At 45.2% G+C, this 18,798-nt stretch carries 16 protein-coding genes; 5 read left to right on the top strand and 11 right to left on the bottom strand.

The window, feature by feature from the left end; genetic code table 11:
- The first annotated feature begins 41 nt into the window (after positions 1-41).
- The 5 genes from JMY03_RS06400 to JMY03_RS06380 all read left to right on the top strand — a co-directional run bounded on the left by JMY03_RS06400 (position 42) and on the right by JMY03_RS06380 (position 4,253).
- On the top strand, positions 42-917 hold the full coding sequence (locus tag JMY03_RS06400) for an RnfABCDGE type electron transport complex subunit B (protein ID WP_201602247.1): 876 nt from the start codon (positions 42-44) through the stop codon (positions 915-917).
- 57 nt (positions 918-974) lie between these two features.
- Positions 975-1,670, top strand: a complete 696-nt coding sequence (nth, locus tag JMY03_RS06395; protein ID WP_201602245.1) for an endonuclease III — start codon at positions 975-977, stop codon at positions 1,668-1,670.
- A gap of 244 nt (positions 1,671-1,914) precedes the next feature.
- A complete protein-coding gene (gene metK / locus JMY03_RS06390) occupies positions 1,915-3,081 on the top strand; it encodes a methionine adenosyltransferase (RefSeq protein ID WP_201602243.1) in 1,167 nt (388 codons plus the stop codon).
- An 88-nt stretch (positions 3,082-3,169) separates the two neighbouring features.
- Positions 3,170-3,541: a DUF3144 domain-containing protein gene (locus tag JMY03_RS06385; protein ID WP_156923964.1), complete on the top strand. Its 372-nt coding sequence runs from the start codon at positions 3,170-3,172 to the stop codon at positions 3,539-3,541.
- Between the two features lie 376 nt (positions 3,542-3,917).
- Positions 3,918-4,253 (top strand): hypothetical protein, encoded by a 336-nt coding sequence (locus tag JMY03_RS06380; protein ID WP_201602241.1) that lies wholly within the window; start codon positions 3,918-3,920, stop codon positions 4,251-4,253.
- Positions 4,254-4,396: 143 nt separating this feature from the next.
- On the opposite strand, the gene JMY03_RS06375 is transcribed toward JMY03_RS06380, so the two are convergent.
- From JMY03_RS06375 to JMY03_RS06325, 11 genes are all read right to left on the bottom strand, one after another.
- Positions 4,397-6,058, bottom strand: a complete 1,662-nt coding sequence (locus tag JMY03_RS06375; protein WP_201602240.1) for a BCCT family transporter — start codon at positions 6,056-6,058, stop codon at positions 4,397-4,399.
- 266 nt (positions 6,059-6,324) lie between these two features.
- Positions 6,325-7,974 carry a BCCT family transporter gene (locus JMY03_RS06370; RefSeq protein WP_201602238.1) on the bottom strand — a complete coding sequence of 550 codons (1,650 nt, stop codon included), beginning with the start codon at positions 7,972-7,974 and terminating at the stop codon, positions 6,325-6,327.
- A 196-nt stretch (positions 7,975-8,170) separates the two neighbouring features.
- Positions 8,171-9,403, bottom strand: coding sequence for a PQQ-dependent sugar dehydrogenase (locus JMY03_RS06365; protein ID WP_201602235.1), 1,233 nt, complete (start codon positions 9,401-9,403; stop codon positions 8,171-8,173).
- A gap of 175 nt (positions 9,404-9,578) precedes the next feature.
- Positions 9,579-12,176, bottom strand: coding sequence for an ATP-dependent chaperone ClpB (clpB, locus tag JMY03_RS06360; RefSeq protein ID WP_201602232.1), 2,598 nt, complete (start codon positions 12,174-12,176; stop codon positions 9,579-9,581).
- A 313-nt stretch (positions 12,177-12,489) separates the two neighbouring features.
- Positions 12,490-12,984, bottom strand: a complete 495-nt coding sequence (locus JMY03_RS06355; RefSeq protein WP_227675524.1) for a L,D-transpeptidase family protein — start codon at positions 12,982-12,984, stop codon at positions 12,490-12,492.
- A 276-nt stretch (positions 12,985-13,260) separates the two neighbouring features.
- A complete protein-coding gene (locus JMY03_RS06350; RefSeq protein WP_201602230.1) occupies positions 13,261-14,046 on the bottom strand; it encodes an SDR family NAD(P)-dependent oxidoreductase in 786 nt (261 codons plus the stop codon).
- 173 nt (positions 14,047-14,219) lie between these two features.
- Positions 14,220-15,350 carry a DNA topoisomerase IB gene (locus tag JMY03_RS06345; protein ID WP_201602228.1) on the bottom strand — a complete coding sequence of 377 codons (1,131 nt, stop codon included), beginning with the start codon at positions 15,348-15,350 and terminating at the stop codon, positions 14,220-14,222.
- 206 nt (positions 15,351-15,556) lie between these two features.
- A complete protein-coding gene (gene ppnP / locus JMY03_RS06340) occupies positions 15,557-15,841 on the bottom strand; it encodes a pyrimidine/purine nucleoside phosphorylase (protein WP_201602226.1) in 285 nt (94 codons plus the stop codon).
- 196 nt (positions 15,842-16,037) lie between these two features.
- Positions 16,038-17,133, bottom strand: a protein-coding gene (gene prfB, locus JMY03_RS06335; RefSeq protein WP_198013319.1) for a peptide chain release factor 2 whose coding sequence is annotated in 2 segments (ribosomal slippage) — positions 16,038-17,060 and positions 17,062-17,133 — 1,095 coding nt in all. Because the reading frame shifts where the segments join, the coding sequence is not laid out codon by codon here.
- A gap of 177 nt (positions 17,134-17,310) precedes the next feature.
- The gene (locus JMY03_RS06330) at positions 17,311-18,018 is read right to left on the bottom strand and encodes an HAD family hydrolase (RefSeq protein WP_025645769.1); all 708 of its coding nucleotides are present in this window, start codon (positions 18,016-18,018) and stop codon (positions 17,311-17,313) included.
- A 104-nt stretch (positions 18,019-18,122) separates the two neighbouring features.
- Positions 18,123-18,659 (bottom strand): gamma carbonic anhydrase family protein, encoded by a 537-nt coding sequence (locus JMY03_RS06325; RefSeq protein WP_201602224.1) that lies wholly within the window; start codon positions 18,657-18,659, stop codon positions 18,123-18,125.
- Between the last annotated feature and the right edge of the window lie 139 nt (positions 18,660-18,798).

Raw genomic sequence — 18,798 nt, 5'->3', positions numbered from 1 at the left:
CTGTATTATTTATTACATGCCCGTTTTAAGGCCAGTACTCCATGTCTGACAATCATACTCACCCTTTACCGACTCGCCTAGCTGATCTGCCTCTATTATTCGATACTCGAGCGTTAGAGTCGCTACCAAAGGCGACGCAAATTAAAATCGCTCAGATCGATGCTTGCTTACCACAGACCCAATGCGGGCTTTGTGACCATCCGGATGGCTGCCTGCCTTATGCAAGAGCGATCGCCGTCGATGACGAACCTCATAACAAATGCGTACCTGGCGGACAGCCGGTCACCGATGCGATTGCCCAAATTCTGGTAGATAGCGATAGCAGTCATAGCTCTATTAGTAGCGCCAGTGCTGACACTCCTGTCATCGCCGAGCCCTCCAAGTGGCCGATAGATGACACGACGATGCGCCCAACCGAAGTGCGTGCCATCATCCGTGAAGACGATTGTATCGGCTGTACTAAGTGTATCCCTGCCTGCCCGGTCGATGCTATCGTCGGTACCGGTAAGCATATGCATACGATCTTTACCGATCTGTGTACTGGCTGCGAGCTATGTCTAGCGCCTTGTCCTGTCGACTGCATTGATCTAGTGACAGTGCATCGCGAGCTGACAGCTGCCGAGCGCGAACAAGAACAAGACGATCTGCGCCAGCGTTATCATACTCATCTAAGGCGGGTCACCAAACAGCTGGCCGATAGTAGTAATGCCAAGCCCGTCGTCAGCATGGTAGAGGCTAAGCTCAATAATGCCGCGAGCCAAGCTCTCGATATCAGCGAGCAACAAGCCAAAAATACTATTGCGGCAGCAAAACTACGCAGCAAAATCAAAAAGCTAGAAAAGCAGCTAAGCGTGCGTCCCAATGCCGCTAAGCAAAGCGAGCTTAGCGCCTTACAAGAAGAGCTTGCCACCCTTTAATAGACTACGCTATAACGAACCACGTGATAAAAATCAGTCAAATTAAGACGTCATCTTATGAGTAAAACCGTTAAACATAAAACCGCTAATACGCCGCCATCAAGACTGATGCCTAAGCGCAATGTGCGGCCATTCTTTGAAAAGCTTGCGGCAACGATAGATGAGCCCGTCACTGAGCTGCACTTCAACAGTAACTTTGAGCTGCTTATCGCCGTTATTCTCTCCGCGCAAGCCACTGACGTCAGCGTCAATATTGCGACAAATCAGCTTTATCCTGTCGCTAATACGCCCGAAGCCATTTATGCTTTGGGTGAGGAAGGACTCAAACCTTATATCCAGAACATTGGTCTTTATAATTCAAAAGCTAAAAACGTGATAAAGACTTGCCGCGACTTGATTGATAAGTTTGACAGTCAAGTGCCTGATAATCGTAAAGACCTTGAGTCATTGGCAGGCGTCGGCCGCAAGACTGCTAATGTGGTGCTTAATACGGCATTTGGTCAGCCGACTATGGCGGTCGATACCCATATCTTTCGGGTCGGTAATCGTACTGGCCTTGCAACTGGCAAAAATGTGCTCATCGTTGAGCAAAAGCTAGTCGCGCGTATTCCAGAAGATATGCTAGTAGATGCCCATCATTATCTGATCTTACACGGACGCTATACTTGTCAAGCGCGCACACCGAAATGCGGTGCTTGTCCGGTGTATGAGGAATGTATGTTTAAGGATAAAGCTAAATTTTTGGAGTTATGACTACTCAAATGAAGGTAACACCATGCGACTCTCTCCGCGCGACTCTTTGATATTTATGAAGTTTTAGATTTGTTTAGGGCTCTTAAGAGTTTCGAGAGTTTAGTTGAGTCGTAAAGACGCTCTAGAGTTTTAGAGCAAATCACGGTAAGATATGGTAATTTTTTGACTCATTTTTCTATTTTTATAACCTTTAATAAATACTGACTCGTTTTTATAACAGTCCCTGACATTAAGCGATCATATTATGCGTGAATACAGTTTATTTACCTCAGAGTCTGTCAGCGAAGGCCATCCTGATAAAATGGCTGACCAAATCTCTGATGCCTTACTCGATGCCATTTTGCGTGAAGATCTGCACGCGCGCGTCGCTTGTGAGACTTTAGTCAAAACAGGCGCGGTCGTATTAGCTGGTGAAATCTCTACTACAGCTAACATTGATATCGAGCGTATCGTTCGTGATACGGTCAATGGTATTGGTTATCATCATTCGGACTTAGGTTTTGATGGTGAGACTTGCGCGGTTATCAACATGATCGGCAAGCAGTCGCCTGAGATTGCCCAAGGCGTCGATCGTAGTAGCCCAGAAGAGCAAGGCGCTGGCGATCAAGGTCTAATGTTTGGTTATGCCAGTAACGAGACGGATGTATTGATGCCCGCTCCTATCGAGTATGCCCACCGCTTGATGCAGCGTCAGTCTGAGCTGCGCCGTGCAGGCGAGCTACCATGGCTCCGACCTGATGCCAAAGCACAAGTAACACTCAACTATGATGGCAATCGCCCTGTCGCTATTGATGCGGTAGTCCTATCGACTCAGCATGATCCTAGTATCTCACAAGCGGACTTGCAAGAGGCTATCATGGAGAACATCATCAAGCATGTGCTACCAGCTGATCTGCTGCATAAAGGCACGCGCTATCACATCAACCCAACCGGTAAGTTTGTGATTGGCGGGCCTGTCGGCGACGCGGGTCTAACCGGCCGCAAAATCATCGTTGATACTTACGGCGGTATGGCTCGTCATGGCGGCGGGGCTTTTAGTGGTAAAGATCCCTCTAAAGTCGATCGTAGTGCCGCTTATGCGGTGCGATACGTCGCCAAAAACATTGTCGCAGCTGGCATTGCTGATCGCTGCGAAGTGCAGGTCAGCTACGCTATTGGTGTGGCAGAGCCGACTTCTATTTCTATCAACACTTTTGGCACCAACAAAATCGATAATGACGAGATTATTCGCCTGATTCGCAAGCATTTTGACTTACGTCCTTATGGCATCACGCGTATGCTCAATCTGCTGCAGCCCATGTATCAGCAAACTTCAACCTTTGGTCATTTCGGTCGTCCTGGGTCTGAGACCGCATTTACTTGGGAAAAAACTGACAAGGCTAAGGTACTTAAAGCCGATGCCGGTCTGTAGTCCGAAAAGCAAGATTACTATCTATTCTATAAAATTTAGACTATTTAAATAACATACTATTTAACTCATTTACTTAACGGAGTCTTTTATGTCTGACGCCAATATGCCAAACGATACTACCAATACAGACAATATCGAAAACAATGTCGAGATCACTCCTGAGATGCAGTCTTTTTATCAGCGCGCTGATGAGATTATCGGCGTTGCTAATAGCCAACTCGGCGAAAAGGCACACTCAGGCCAAGTCGGCGCTTCCCTACTTTATGCTGCCGCGCGTTATAGCGCTTCGGTCGCCTCTATTGGCTTTGTAAAAGGGGAGGATTTTGCCAAAGAAAAAGAGGACATTATCGAGTTTTATACCAAGCAGTACCGCCAAATGCTCAGCGACAATCTTACTGACTACGCACAAAACTTTGATAACTATGTGCAGCTTAATAAAAACGATACAGTAGGCGAATAAACAAATTCTTAGCGTTTGCCTAGCTTGTTAGTTTCATTAAAGTCTTATGCTCATTAGTATCTCCCTATTAAACCCTAAGCTTAATCATAAGCTTAGGGTTTTTTATTGGTATAGCCGTATGGTCAATGCCTACAAATCAGCTATAGCGCTACGAGCGTGCGTCTAAAATAAACTAAAAGGAGTAAGGCACGCCAGTCAAACTCATATCACTGATACCCTCAAGCCTATGTAATAGCCTGAGATTTTCGCCAACGATAACAACCTATTGGCTGACTGATGATAAATAAGCTACTATGAATTTAGACTTTGTCACTAATCAAGGTGACTAGATCGATGACAGGACATAATCAAACAATACTGATAAGGAGATACCACTATGAACCCTGTACTCAAATCATGGAGACTAAGCTCTTTATTACTAGGGTTGTCAGCTATTATGGCGTTAGCTGGCTGTAGTAATATTCCAAGTGTCAATACCCCAGACGATGCGGCTATTCATACCGTGGAATATGGCAAGCAGAAACCTAGTGACAACCCTTTTACCAAATGTCCCCCTTATAACCCTGAGCAAACCATGTGTACCATGCAGTACGATCCAGTATGTGTCAAAACAAAGACCGACTCAGGATTCAACTATCGTACCGCGGGTAATGCTTGCTCCGCATGTGGCACAGCCACTGCAATCGGTTATACCAAAGGACAATGTTCATAAACCAAAGCTTATAAACCAATGCTCATATTCAATGATTATGAATGTTTACCCGCTATCACCCATAAAAAAGCCCTAGCTTAATATATAAGCTAGGGCTTTTCTTACGAATGGTCATTTTTCTACAAAGTCAGATTGAACCTGTCTTACTTATCTTTGGGCTCTACGATTAAGTCAGGAGGCCCTGTTAACAGATCTTCATCACGGAACTCGTTAGCTGAGTTGTGTTCAGCAGACTCCTCAGTAGTGAACCACTGCTTATTACGATACAGAATCAGACGATCTCGGCTCAAACCACGCAGTAGTGAATACATCATAATCATAATCACGATAGCAAACGGGAAGCCTGAAACAATCGATGCCGCTTGCAGAGCCCCTAAACCGCCAGCTGCTAAGAGTACCGCTGCGATAACGCCTTCAGTACCTGCCCAGAATAGACGCTGAATCTTAGGCGGATTGGTATCACCACCAGAGGTCAACATATCGATAACGAAACTTGCAGAATCTGACGAGGTCACGAACCAAAGCACGATCATAATCACGATGAGTAGGTTGACCGCTGCAGTTAATGGATACGATTCCATTAGCTTAAAGATTGCGCTGCCAGTATCGGCTTTGACTGCCTCGATAAGACCAGGACTTGCCACACTTGGATCAGCTGCAGCCATCAGCTCCATGTGTACTGCTGAGCCACCAAAAGCGGTGAACCATAAGAAAAGAATAGTAATGGGGATTAATAACACACCCAAAATAAACTCGCGAATCGTACGGCCACGTGAGATACGAGCGACGAATACACCAACAAAAGGTGACCAGCTAATCCACCATGCCCAGTAGAAGATAGTCCAAGATGACTGCCAGTTATCTTGGCCTTCATAAGACTCAGTCCAAAGACCTAAAGGAATCACTTGATGCAAGTAGTTACCAACGTTTTCGACGAAGCTATTAAGGATAAACTGCGTCGGGCCCAAGATAATCACAAAACTCAGTAGCACGATCGTCAAGAATATATTGATATCACTTAAGCGCTTGATACCCTTATCTAGTCCCAAGAACAGTGACATCCCTGCAAATACAGTAATCACAGCAATCAACACAATCTGCGTGGTAATGTTATTTGGAATACCAAACAAGGTATCAAGACCTGAATTGATCTGTAACACCCCTAAGCCAAGCGTCGTCACCACCCCAAACATCGTCCCAAATACGGCAAGTGTATCTACCGTATGACCCATAGGTCCATAGATTTTTTTGCCGAGTAAAGGATACAGGGTTGAGCGAATGGCCAAAGGTAGGCCGACACGATAATGGAAATAAGCCAACGCCAAAGCGACGATACCGTAGATGGCCCAAACATGAAACCCATAATGCAAAAATGAGATATTCATCGCAAGCTTAGCGGCTTCAACACTCTCAGGCGTGCCTAATGGCGGAGCCATAAAGTGATATAACGGCTCAGCAGTACCCCAATACAGCAAACCAATACCGATACCTGCTGAGAAGAGCATACCAATCCATGAGACTAGATTATACTCGGGCCTCTCAGTTTGATGACCTAGTCTGATATCGCCATAACGGCTAAATATCATATAGATACTCATGACTAAGGCTAGATTCACTACCACGATAAAGAACCAGCCAAAGCGCAACGAGACAAACGCTTTTGCCTCGTTAAACACCACTTCAGCTTGCTCATTAAAAAAAGCGCCGAAAATAATAAAGACCAAAATCAAAATAGCTGAGGTCAAGAACACAGGTTTACTTACCCGTGGAAAAGGGCCTAAGCGGCCAACTTTTACATGATCCATAGCGTGTCCAAAAGTTAAAATTGCGTCACCTTATCAAGGTATAGGGTGATTATCAAATGCAATATTAAAAATACAGTGGTTAATATGCAAAAATAATTTAGAAAGAATTAAGGATATTTTGCTATAGCGAATCGAACTTTGAGCCTTAAAAGCTATTATCAATACAATCGCTTAGGCTATTTTAGCTTTTATCATGGATATAAAAAAAGCCTCAATCTGTTTAAAGATTGAGACTAATAATAAAGTTTAACGTACTTAACTGAAGATTAATCGCCTTTGACGATCTTTGGCGGTCCTTTGAGTAGATGCTCATCGGTAAACTCATCAGCGGTATTATGATCGATAGACTCATCAGTAATAAAACGCTGCTGCGCACGATAAAGGATCAAGCGATCACGGCCAAGACCACGCCATAGCGCGTACATCATGACAAAGATGACAATGGCAAAGGGTAGCCCTGCAACAATCGCTGCTGCTTGCAGAGCGCCAAGACCACCTGCTGCGAGCAAAATTGCGGCAATAAAGCCTTCTGCCGTCGCCCAAAATAGACGTTGAATCTTTGGTGGATTAGTATCGCCGCCTGCGGTTAGCATGTCAATGACAAAGCTTGCAGAATCAGACGAGGTGACAAACCACAAGACAATCATGATGACGATCAACAAGGTAATAGGCTTAGCGAATGGATAATACTCAACCAACTTAAAGATTGCGCTACCTGTGTCTGCTTGTACTGCCTCTATCAGCCCAGGGCTTACTAGAGCAGGATCAAGCGCTGCTAACAGCTCCATATGGATAGCTACGCCGCCAAAGGCTGTGAACCAAAAGAACAAAATAGTCATCGGTATCAGTAGCACACCTAAAGTGAACTCACGAATGGTACGACCACGAGAGATACGAGCAATAAACACCCCAACAAATGGTGCCCAGCTTACCCACCATGCCCAATAAAATATCGTCCAGCCACTTTGCCAATCGGTACCACTATACGACTCGCCCCAAAAACTAAGTGGAACGACTGCCGCCAGATAATTACCAATGTTTTCAAAGAAGCTATCAAAGATAAATAGTGTTGGACCCAAAATAACTATAAAGGCTAGCAGAAGGCCGGTGAGACCCATATTGAGATCGCTCAAACGCTTGATGCCTTTATCAAGACCAAGCATTAAAGATCCGCAAGCCAGCAGAGTAATAAAGGCGATAATGACAAACTGAACAGCAAGACTATTTGGAAGACCAAATAGGTTTTCAAGTCCTGAATTGATCTGCATGACTCCTAAACCTAGCGAGGTCACAACGCCAAACATCGTACCAAAGACGGCTAAAATATCGACCGTATGTCCCCAGCGCCCATAAATCTTTTGACCCAATATAGGGTACAAAGTTGAGCGAATGGACAGCGGTAATCCGCGTCTAAAATGAAAATAGGCCAAAGATAACGCGACGATAGTATAGATAGCCCAAGCATGTAAGCCCCAATGCAAAAACGATATATTCATCGCCTGCTTAGCGGCCTCCATGGTCTCAGGCTCAGCCATTGGCGGCGCCATGTAATGGTATAATGGCTCAGCCGTACCCCAATAGACTAGACCGATACCGATACCTGCTGAGAACAGCATACCAATCCAAGACCCCAGACTGTACTGCGGCCGCTCGGTTTGCTGACCCAAACGTATATCGCCGTAGCGACTTGCTATAAGATAAATACAAAAGACTAAAGCCACGTTCATAAGTAAAATGAAGAACCAGCCAAAATTAGTCGTAATAAAGCTTTGCAGATAACTAAAAAGCGCACCAGCAGTCTCAGTGAAAAACGCGCCAAAAACAATAAAACCAATAATAAGAATACTCGATGTGATGAAGACGGGCTTGTTTACCCTAGGAAAAGGGCCAAGCCTTTCAACCTTTACGTGATCCATTCGTTAAATAACCTTAAATTTTTTGGGAATTTACATTATCAAGATAACGCGCAACTATCAATTATAAACCAAGTACTTACAAGTCTTTATTGAATAGAAACAAAATTATAAGTCATCAATTAAAAAACATTGTTTCACTATTAGTAAAACTACTGCCATGTTATGACCATAGCATTATGATTAATTGACATTGGTTTTACTGTGGTAATAAATGTAGCAATCTGCTGTTATCGCCATCTTCCAGTAGCCATACCTGACCATCTACGCTTAATACATTTCGTATTCTTGCGCCCATATCATAGCGATAGCGCTCACTGGCATTACCTACCGCGTCCATATCGACCACGATAAGCGCTTTAGAGGATAAGCCACTCATTAAAGCATTGCCTTGCCATGCTGGAAAGTCATTTTGACTGCCTGAGGTGTAGATACTCAAAGACGATGGTGAAATAACAGGCGTCCAGCTCACTTTAGGAGGAGTAAATTCAGGACGAGTATCATGGTCGGGTATGTCTGTGCCAGAATAGTTACGACCGTTTGAAACCACAGGCCAGCCATAGTTATTGCCCTTGACGATCAAATTATACTCATCACCGCCACGCGGTCCCATCTCATTGCTCCACAATCTGCCCGACTCATCAAACGCCATACCGAGTACATTTCGATGACCCGTACTCCAAAACTGGGCGCTAATGTCATTATTGTTGGCATAAGGATTGTCACTAGGGACAGTCCCGTCAGGATGCAAGCGGATAATTTTACCAAGATTTAAGCTCATATCTTGCGCAGGCTGTTTTTCTTGACGATCGCCTGAGCTGATATAAAGGTAACGTCCATCAGGTGAGAACAATAAGCGATGACTATAATGCCCTTGCCCATCGATTTTTTTGTTTTGCTGCCAGATAGTGCTGATGTTTTGCAAACTTGGCTTCTCGGTATCTAAACCGCTGAGCGTCGCTTTGATAACCTTTGCCCCATATTTATTACTATCAGCACCACTGCCCGCTTCGGCGTGACTGATATAAATAGCATTACTTGCCCTAAAATCTGGCGCTAAAGTCACATCTCCTAAGCCGCCTTGTCCGCCATAAGCCACCTCTGGCACACCTGCGACTTGGGTTTTGACTCCCGTCTGCGTATCGACCACAAATAGCTCGCCCGACTGTTGCGTGACTAGCAACTCAAGCGCGTCATTTCCTGTTTTTGGTAGTGCAGTCATCGCCCATGGCTCATTAAAGGTTGCGATCACTTGGGTAGTAAAGCTGGGCTTGCTATCTTCTGTTTGCTCGCTAGTACTAATGTCAACGTCTTGTGTACTGGCTACAGGAGCGGCTGATTCTGAGCAGGCCGCAGTGCTAAATAGTAGAGCGGCTACCATTAGCGGTAAACTAACTTGCTTTTTTTTACTTATCTTGCTGTCGATTGGCATAGCGTTCATCCTTTAATATCTTTAATCTCATTTTTATTTATCGCTGACGTCTATTTTAATATAGCAAGCTTCAGGTCGCTTCGAACAGCAATTATGCAACAAAAAACCCTTTATCTACTATGGCAGATAAAGGGTTAGTGTTACTTAGAGATTGACTCTCAATCTAAAATGACTATTAGCTCATTCTAAGCTTATTAAAAGTCAATCTATCATCTTGATCGACATCGACTTTGATGATATCACCTGCGACAAAGTCACCTGCCAATAGCTTTAATGACAATGGATTTTCGATCTCTTGCTGGATAGCACGTTTTAGTGGACGCGCGCCATACACAGGATCGTAACCAACAGCGACTAGTTTGTGCATCGCATCGGCTGACAGCTCGATATCCATCTCACGCTCTTGGAGACGCTGACGTAGACGCTGCAACTGAATGTCAGCAATACCAGCCATCTGCGACATGCCAAGCGGATGGAAGACCACAATCTCATCGATACGGTTGATAAACTCTGGGCGGAAATGCTGTCCGACCGAATCCATCACCTCAGACTTGATGTCTTCATAGCTCTCGCCGACCATCTCTTGGATTTTGTGTGAGCCTAAGTTACTGGTCATCACAATCACCGTGTTTTTGAAGTCGACCACGCGGCCTTGTGAGTCGGTCAAACGTCCATCGTCTAACACTTGTAGCAAGATATTAAACACATCAGGATGCGCTTTTTCGACCTCATCAAACAGTATCACGCTATAAGGCTTACGGCGTACCGCTTCGGTTAACGTACCGCCTTCTTCATAACCGACATAGCCTGGAGGCGCGCCCACTAAGCGGCTGACGCTGTGCTTCTCCATATACTCACTCATGTCGATACGGATGATGGCATCCTCACTATCAAACAAGAAGTTGGCCAGTGATTTGGTCAGCTCAGTTTTACCAACCCCCGTAGGCCCTAAAAATAAGAACGAACCCGATGGGCGGTTGGGATCAGACAACCCAGCTCGGCTACGGCGCACAGCGTTGGCGACTGCTTCGACTGCTTCATCTTGACCGATGACGCGCTCATGCAGCTTGTCTTCCATCGCCAGCATCTTGTCACGCTCGCCTTGCAGCATTTTGCTGACAGGAATTCCCGTCGCGGCTGCCACCACCTCTGCGATCTCGTTGTCCGTGACTTTATTACGCAGCAGTTTGGCACCGCCATTATCACCTGCCAGCTCTTTTTGCTCGGCCAAATCAGACTCTGTGATACGGCGCTCAAGCTGTGGAATCGTCTCGTACTGCAGCTTACTCATGGTCTCATAGTCGCCTTCGCGGCTGGCTTTATCATAAGCGATACGCGCTTTGTCCAGCTCGTCTTTTAGCTGCTGAGAGCCTTTGACCAGCGCTTTTTCCGCTTGCCAAATCTCATTGAGATCGGCGTACTCTTTTTCTAGCTCCTCGATTTGGCTATCAAGCACTTTACGCTCTGCTTGTGCGCCGGCATCTTCTTCGTTTTTGAGTACTTCGCGCTGCATTTTTAGCTGAATCAGACGGCTATCGAGCTTACCGAGTGCTTCAGGCTTACTGTCCATCTCCATGCGCAGGCGACTGGCTGCTTCATCGATTAAATCAATCGCTTTATCAGGCAGCTTGCGATCGGTGATATAACGATGGCTCATGCGCGCTGCGGCAATAATCGCGCTGTCTTGAATATCGACACCGTGATGCAGCTCATAACGCTCTTTTAGACCACGCAAAATCGCAATGGTGTCTTCAACCGTTGGCTCATCGACCAATACTTTTTGGAAACGGCGCTCAAGGGCGGCATCTTTTTCGATAAATTGACGATACTCATCTAACGTCGTCGCGCCGACGCAGTGTAGCTCACCGCGCGCCAGTGCAGGCTTTAGCATATTGCCGGCGTCCATCGCGCCCTCTGACTTACCCGCGCCGACCATGGTATGCAGCTCATCGATAAACAAAATGACGTTACCTTCTTGCTTGGCAAGGTCGCTAAGCACGCCTTTGAGACGTTCTTCGAACTCACCGCGGAACTTAGCACCGGCAATCAATGCACCTAAATCCAAGGACAACACTTCCTTACGGCGTAGACCTTCTGGCACATCGCCATTGATTATTTTTTGTGCTAGGCCTTCGACGATGGCTGTCTTACCGACGCCCGGTTCACCAATGAGCACGGGGTTGTTTTTGGTGCGGCGCGAGAGCACCTGAATGGTACGACGAATCTCTTCATCACGGCCAATGACCGGATCAAGCTTACCCAGCTCAGCCTGCTCAGTTAAGTTGATAGTATATTTGTTTAGCGCATCACGCTGATCTTCTGCGTTTTGATTATTCACAGTTTCATCACCGCGAAGTTGCTCGATAACCGCTGCTAACTTATCTGCGGTAACCCCAGCACTTTCAAAGATTTTTTTGGTTTCGCCTTGCTCCGCCAGTGCCAATAGCACCCATTCAGTGGCAATAAAATCATCGCCTTCTTTTTGTGCTTGGCGATCGGCTAGGTTTAAAATCTTTACTGAGTTTGGGTTTAGATTGACATCGCCTGTTGGGTTGCTAATAGTTGCTTGATTATCGAGCGCTTTGGCCACGCCATTTTTTAGCGCCGGAATGGATGCGCCGGCTTGCTGACAGATCGCGATGTTTGACTCATCTTGCAATAATACTGCTAATAAATGCACCGGATCGATACCGGTGTTATCACGCCCTAACGCTAAGCTTTGCGCTTCTTGTATTGCAGATTGCAACTTTTGGGTGAATTTCTCAAATCTCATATTGTTATCCTTTGATAATTTATCATGGCAACAGGCTTTTATAAGTATTAGGTTAGCCCGTTTGCCTTTGGTTGCTATCTATATAAGGTATAGTGACAGTCATTTCAAGCGAAAAACAATAAAAACCTTACTATTAGCAATGATATAAATCTAGTTTATTAATAAGTATTTATCAGTGCTATTTCAAGAAGCTTTTTTGAGAAGCTTAAAGAAAAATAAGTACCTAAATAAGAGTTTATTGCTAATAAAAAAGCGCTTGCCCTATCCAGAACAAACGCTATAACTGGCTCATGAGACGATAAAAAACGCTAAGCTATTCTACAATTTCAATCGGCATTCCTGCTTTGTATACGCTCATAATCTCATCCATCTCATCATTAGTCACCGCAATACAGCCATCCGTCCAATCACGCTGCTGCGTAATAGCCGCCAGATGACCAAGGCCGTTTTTTTGTCCATGAATCATAATATCACCGCCCGCACTGACCCCGCGTTTTTTGGCTTGGGCTTTATCAGCGGCGTTAGGATAACTGACGTGGATGGAGCGATAGTAGTTAGAGTTTTCGTTTTTATAATCAAAAATATAACTCCCTGTCGGTGTGCGCTCGTCGCCTTCTTGGCGCTTATGTCCCACTGGGCTATCCCCTAAAGCAATGTGATAAGTTTTGATTACTCGATCGCCACTTAATAGCTTTAATACCCGCTCGGACTTATCGACATAAACTTTATCGATAGTGACATCTGTATGGATAGCTTGATTGTGCTTGCTGCTATTTTTAGCTAAGGCCAGCGCGCTCACACTTATCATACTAACGACTATCAGCATCAGAATAGCCAAAGAGAAGGGTTTGGTTTTGCGAGATGATATAGTCAATCAATATTAAAAGTGGTACAAGGCAGACGAGTGCAAGTACTACAGTAGTAGGCTAAACGAGTCTAACGCTGTAACACTTTAATAGTGGTTCGACTATAATCGAGAAAATGACATAGAAATTGCTTCTTATTAAGTGAGCTTAGTCACAAGATAACAGATCTCTATGCCAAGGTTTGTGCAGAAGTTATGAATAGAAAAAGAGCTAAGCGATCAGACCATACGAATCGCGCCATCTAAGCGTATCACTTCACCATTAAGATAGGCATTATCGATAATATGCATCGCCAACTTAGCAAACTCCTCAGGAGCGCCCAGACGTTTTGGATAAGGGACAGCTGCCTCTAGTTGTTCGCGGGCCTTTTCTGGGATACTGTGCATCATCGGCGTCGCAAACACCCCTGGCGCTATCGTCATAACGCGAATACCATGACGCGTCAGCTCACGCGCTAGTGGCAACATCATACCAGCCACGCCCGCTTTCGATGACGCATAACTGGCCTGCCCGACTTGCCCATCAAAAGCTGCAATAGACGCTGTATTAATAATAATACCGTTATCGGCATTTTGCGCACTATCAGCGTTGGTATTGGCGGCGACACGCTTAGCAATACTAGCTGCCACCAAACGTGCGACATTAAACGAGCCGACTTGATTGATAGTAACGCCGCGTGTGAACGCCTCTAGATCCGCTGGGTTATTATCACGGTCGAGTAGCTTTTGTACCACAGCGATGCCCGCGCAGTTGATAGAGCCTTGCAGACTACCAAAGTCCGTCTCGGCGGTAGCGACTGCCGCTTGTACGTCATCGCCGCTGGTGACATCACAGCGCACAAAGCGAACGCTATCGCCAAGCTCACGGGCTAAAGCTGTCCCCGCCTCTTCATTGAGGTCCGCGATGACTACTTTTCCGCCTTGCGCAGTGATAGCGCGAACCACGGCTTCGCCTAACCCTGAAGCGCCGCCAGTGACTAAAAAACTGTTTCCCTGTATTTGCATGATATCTCCCTTATCGTTTGTAGATGATGACCCTTAGTGTATATCTTCATAGTGTATATATTATCGATTATATATACGATGCGCTTACCTTGTTAAGATAAGAGTAAGTAAACTATCTTAACGATATAAAAGATAACAGCTTTATCTAAGAAGTCTTAGAGCTATTCATCTACTCATGAGTTATCCAAAAAACGAAGCAGCGCTTTTTCCTCTAAGCTCTGATACTCTCTAGTTCGTCCGCGCCGGGCTTGTTTATAATTTTCATAAAACTCGCCTGCCAAGAACTTCTCAATGATAATAGGATTAATGTAGGAGCTACGGCAGACACTTGGCGTATTGCCTAACTCTTCTGCGACATCTTTGACCATCTCAGTGACTAACGTTTGCCGCAGTTTACTGTCAGGGGCACTCGCCAAAATGGCTTCGCCGTTTCCGTTTTGTAGCTCATCGTATAAATAACTGGCGGCCAGCACACTTGCCATCCAAGTGCGAAAGTCTTTTGCGCTGTAGAGCCTACTTGTGCAGTCCGAGGCAGCCTTGCTATCCTCACACAGATGCAGGCGTAGATACTCATTGACATCAGAGCTATCAACCACGCGTTTGTCGCCATTGTCATCTAAATATTTAAAAATCTGATAGCCAGGCAACTCAGAGCAAGACTGTACGATGTCTATCAAGCGCTCGTCTTGTAGCTCGATATGATGCGCTTTGGCACTTTTACCAACGAAATCGAAGGCCAAGCCATTCTCTGTTTCACTCACATGCTTACTACGTAAAGTACTAAGGCCGTAGCTTTTATTGAGCTTAGCATAGCGACTATTACCGATACGAATGAGAGTCGTCTCTAGCAACTTCACCACCGCCGCAAGCACATTATCATGCGATAAAGTCTCAGCTTCTAAATCTTTTTCGACTTGCGCGCGCAGATTAGGCAGGGCGCTCGCAAAGCCAATCATCGCCTCAAATTTGGCACGATCGCGCACACTATCCCACAGCTCATGATACAGATACTGCTTACGCGCCTTGCCATCGCGCCCTGTCGATTGGAGATGACCGTTTTCATGTTGGCATATCCACACCTCAGACCACATCGGCGGAATGACTAAAGCCTCAAAACGTTGGCGCAGTTTTTTATCTTTGACCGTATTGCCTGCTGCATCTCGATAGGTAAAGCCGCGACCATGACGGCGGCGGGTAAAACCCGGCTCATCATCGCTGACATAGCGCAGGTTTGCTTGCTTGGCTAGGCGCTCATAATCATGACGAAGATCTAGAGCCGCCTGTACTTGAGCCTTATTCACCATAAACCAAAACCCTTGTAATTCATTATTTTAAAAGTAAACTGTTGATGATTTAGAATAATGAAATAAAGCGCTGTTTACTGTTAAATTGACGCAGAGAATATGTAGTGCTGTGTAAAAGTAGAATGATTAAAAAATAAAAAAAAACCAAGCATTAAGCTTGGCATTTTATGGCACTGAAATTATTGCTAACATTGTCGATAATAATGCTATTTACCGTAAGTACATAAATAAGCGCTTTCGACTTCAACTTTAACGTTGAACTTTTTATCCGCTTCAATCGTAAATTGCTCGCCCGCCGCAAAAGTCTGCCAGTTATCATTATTTGGCAACTTTACGGTGAGTGTCCCGCTCACGACACTCATGGTTTCAAACTCGCTAGTACTAAATTCGTATTCGCCTATCTCCATCACACCAACAGTGGCAGGGAGAGTAGCGGTTTGAAAGGCGATGGACGCCACTTTATTATCAAAATATTGATTAACGCTTGGCATAGGTTTCCTTAAGTAAATTTTATTAAACAGTTAATATTAAAATTTAGTCATCATAATTTTCTTTTTTAATTCACCACTTTTTAAGGTGCTCAAAGCGTAGGGTGCTTTCTAAGCACCCGTCAAACGCTATTATCACGGTGCATAGAATACACCCTATAGCAATCTATACTCAATTGAAAGTTAGCTTCAATTTAATTTATAATCCTGCTTTCAAACTAGCCTCAATAAATTGATCCAAATCGCCGTCGAGTACGGCGCCGGTATTAAAGGTCTCAACGCCAGTACGCAAATCTTTGATCCGCGAGTCATCAAGGACATACGAGCGAATTTGACTGCCCCAACCGACATCGGACTTATTATCTTCTACCGCTTGTTGGCTCTCCATGCGTTTTTGCATCTCAAGCTCATAGAGCTTAGCGCGTAGCATTTTCATTGCGGTGGCTTTATTGCCATGTTGGCTACGCTCGTTTTGGCAAGTGACCACCACGCCGCTTGGCTCATGGGTGATACGTACTGCCGAGTCTGTGGTATTGACGTGCTGACCGCCAGCACCTGATGAGCGATAAGTGTCAATCCGCAGATCAGCAGGATTGATATCGATATCGATATCATCGTCAATCTCAGGCGACACAAACACAGCCGCAAACGAGGTATGACGACCGTTGTTACTATCAAAAGGCGACTTACGCACTAAGCGATGCACGCCAATCTCAGTGCGTAGCCAGCCAAAAGCATAATCGCCTTTGATCTCGATAGTGGCAGACTTAATACCGGCGACACTACCTGAAGATACTTCGATAACCTCAACTTTAAAACCGTGCGCCTCCGCCCAGCGTGTATACATGCGCAGTAGCATCTCCGCCCAATCTTGGGCCTCGGTGCCGCCGCTACCCGATTGGATATCCAAATAGCAGTTGTTCGGGTCCATCTCACCGCTGAACATCCGGCGAAACTCCAAATCGGCGACGCGTTTTTCAGCACTATCAAGCTCGCTTTGCACATCTTTGAGCAGGGACTCATCCTCGGCTTCGACCGCGAGCTCTAGCATTGCAGCGGCATCTTCAAGCGTAGTCTCAAGCGATACCACTATCTCGATGACGCTATCGAGCTGACTTTTTTCTTTGCTAATTTTGGTGGCACGTTCCGGATCGTTCCACAGCTCCGGACTCTCCATCTCTAAATTGACTTCCTCTAAGCGCTCTTGCTTACCATCGAAGTCAAAGATACCTCCGCAGGTCCTGTCCACGCGTCGATAAGTCTTTGATTTGCTCTTGATATGGGTTAATTTCCATCAGTGTTCCTGTATGTATTAAATAATAGTGTCTTTGTAGGCTGGGTTTTTAACCCAGCTTCAGGACTTTGTAAATTCAAAATGCTGAGTTAAAAACCTAGCCTACGCCAAAAATAATAATTATTAAAAGCGATGTTGTCGACTACTCATCGCAATAGCACTGCTAAATGATGATAAATTAAATCGACCAATCCTCAACCGCCCAGCGATTCGCCAATGCATGGGCATGCAAAGCCTTATCCGGCGATACGCAAACGGCAATATCTGCCCATTCTAATAACGGGATGTCGTTTTTAGAATCAGAGTAGGCATAAGTTTTGGTAAAGTGGATACCATCTTGCTGCTTTTTATCAAGCCATTTATCCAGATGATAAATCTTACCTTCTTGAAAGTTAGGCTTATCGGTTAATTTACCGGTGTAGCGCTCATCGACGATTTCAAGCGGCGTCGATAGTACGTTTGCCTCGGTGATGCCAAAACGCTGAGCGATAGCAGACACCACAAAGTTATTGGTCGCTGAGATAATCACCACCTCATGACCAAGCTCCACGTGCTCACACAACACCTCCATCGCCTTTGGGCGAATATGCGGCTCAATCTCTGTTTTTATATAGTCTTCACGTAACTTATCAAGCCTGTCCATCGGTAAAGAGCTCAAAAACTGTGCGACAAACTCGTTGTACTCAGTCGCATCAAGAGTACCTTCTATATAGTCATTATAAAACTTTTGATTGGCAGTGCGATACTGCGCCTCATCGACAAGGCCGTGCTTGACGATATACTCGCCCCACAAATAGTCGCTATCGACATCGAGCAAAGTATGGTCTAAATCAAATAACGCTAAGGTGCGCGCATTGGCAGGGGCTGGTGTAGAAGTGTTATTCATAAAACATACTCGCTGAGGATAAAAGGAGCGTCCTAAAATAAGGACGCTTACTTACTATTCTTACTATTTAAGCTATCGGTTTTCTTATTATAAAACTTATAAAACTATTCAGGCGCTTGGATTTCGGTCAGACCTGTTTTGAACTTTTGACAGCGATCTGCGTAGTGCATAGCGGATAGCTTGAGCATCGCGGCCTGCTCATCAGTCAAAGTTTTGACCACTTTGGCCGGTGCGCCCATCACTAGTGAATTATCCGGAATCTCTTTACCTTCAGTGACTAAGGCTTTAGCGCCGATAATACAGTTTTTACCGATTTTGGCTTTATTAAGTACTACTGCGCCGATGCCAATTAAACTGTTATCACCGATCTCACAGCCATGTAGCATCGCTAAATGCCCAATCGTCACATAATCGCCAATTTTGACTTCGATACCCGCATCAGTGTGAATCACGCTGTTTTCTTGCACATTGCTGTAGTCGCCGATATGAATACGCTCATTGTCACCGCGAATCACTGCGCCAAACCAAACGCTGGCTTGATGACCTAAATACACATCGCCAATGACTCGCGCCGTATCGGCAACCCAGCCATTAAAAGGGACGGCAAACTCAGGTTTTTTGTCTAAATACTGATAAATCATAACTATCCTTGTTTATTAAATAAGGGGCACACTACAGCGGCCCTATTATTATTGTCAAAACATCAAAAAACTAATAGAGAATATTAGGGCGTGTTGAACATTCGACCATGGCACTGACAGAGACTATTTTTTAGGCGAT

Source organism: Psychrobacter submarinus (assembly GCF_904846685.1).
GTDB classification, from domain to species: Bacteria; Pseudomonadota; Gammaproteobacteria; order Pseudomonadales; family Moraxellaceae; genus Psychrobacter; species Psychrobacter submarinus.
The sequence above is the reverse complement of the archived record's forward strand: the minus strand, read 5'-3'. Positions and strand labels throughout refer to the sequence as shown.

Bases quoted from the DNA above. Each gene is read 5' to 3' on its own strand.
- JMY03_RS06365 (WP_201602235.1), bottom strand. From the start codon at position 9,403: ATGCCAATCGACAGCAAGATAAGTAAAAAAAAGCAAGTTAGTTTACCG.
- JMY03_RS06355 (WP_227675524.1), bottom strand. From the start codon at position 12,984: ATGATAAGTGTGAGCGCGCTGGCCTTAGCTAAAAATAGCAGCAAGCAC.
- JMY03_RS06385 (WP_156923964.1), top strand. From the start codon at position 3,170: ATGTCTGACGCCAATATGCCAAACGATACTACCAATACAGACAATATC.
- JMY03_RS06380 (WP_201602241.1), top strand. From the start codon at position 3,918: ATGAACCCTGTACTCAAATCATGGAGACTAAGCTCTTTATTACTAGGG.
- JMY03_RS06400 (WP_201602247.1), top strand. From the start codon at position 42: ATGTCTGACAATCATACTCACCCTTTACCGACTCGCCTAGCTGATCTG.
- clpB (WP_201602232.1), bottom strand. From the start codon at position 12,176: ATGAGATTTGAGAAATTCACCCAAAAGTTGCAATCTGCAATACAAGAA.
- JMY03_RS06330 (WP_025645769.1), bottom strand. From the start codon at position 18,018: ATGAATAACACTTCTACACCAGCCCCTGCCAATGCGCGCACCTTAGCG.
- nth (WP_201602245.1), top strand. From the start codon at position 975: ATGAGTAAAACCGTTAAACATAAAACCGCTAATACGCCGCCATCAAGA.
- metK (WP_201602243.1), top strand. From the start codon at position 1,915: ATGCGTGAATACAGTTTATTTACCTCAGAGTCTGTCAGCGAAGGCCAT.
- JMY03_RS06345 (WP_201602228.1), bottom strand. From the start codon at position 15,350: ATGGTGAATAAGGCTCAAGTACAGGCGGCTCTAGATCTTCGTCATGAT.
- JMY03_RS06370 (WP_201602238.1), bottom strand. From the start codon at position 7,974: ATGGATCACGTAAAGGTTGAAAGGCTTGGCCCTTTTCCTAGGGTAAAC.
- JMY03_RS06350 (WP_201602230.1), bottom strand. From the start codon at position 14,046: ATGCAAATACAGGGAAACAGTTTTTTAGTCACTGGCGGCGCTTCAGGG.
- JMY03_RS06375 (WP_201602240.1), bottom strand. From the start codon at position 6,058: ATGGATCATGTAAAAGTTGGCCGCTTAGGCCCTTTTCCACGGGTAAGT.
- ppnP (WP_201602226.1), bottom strand. From the start codon at position 15,841: ATGCCAAGCGTTAATCAATATTTTGATAATAAAGTGGCGTCCATCGCC.
- JMY03_RS06325 (WP_201602224.1), bottom strand. From the start codon at position 18,659: ATGATTTATCAGTATTTAGACAAAAAACCTGAGTTTGCCGTCCCTTTT.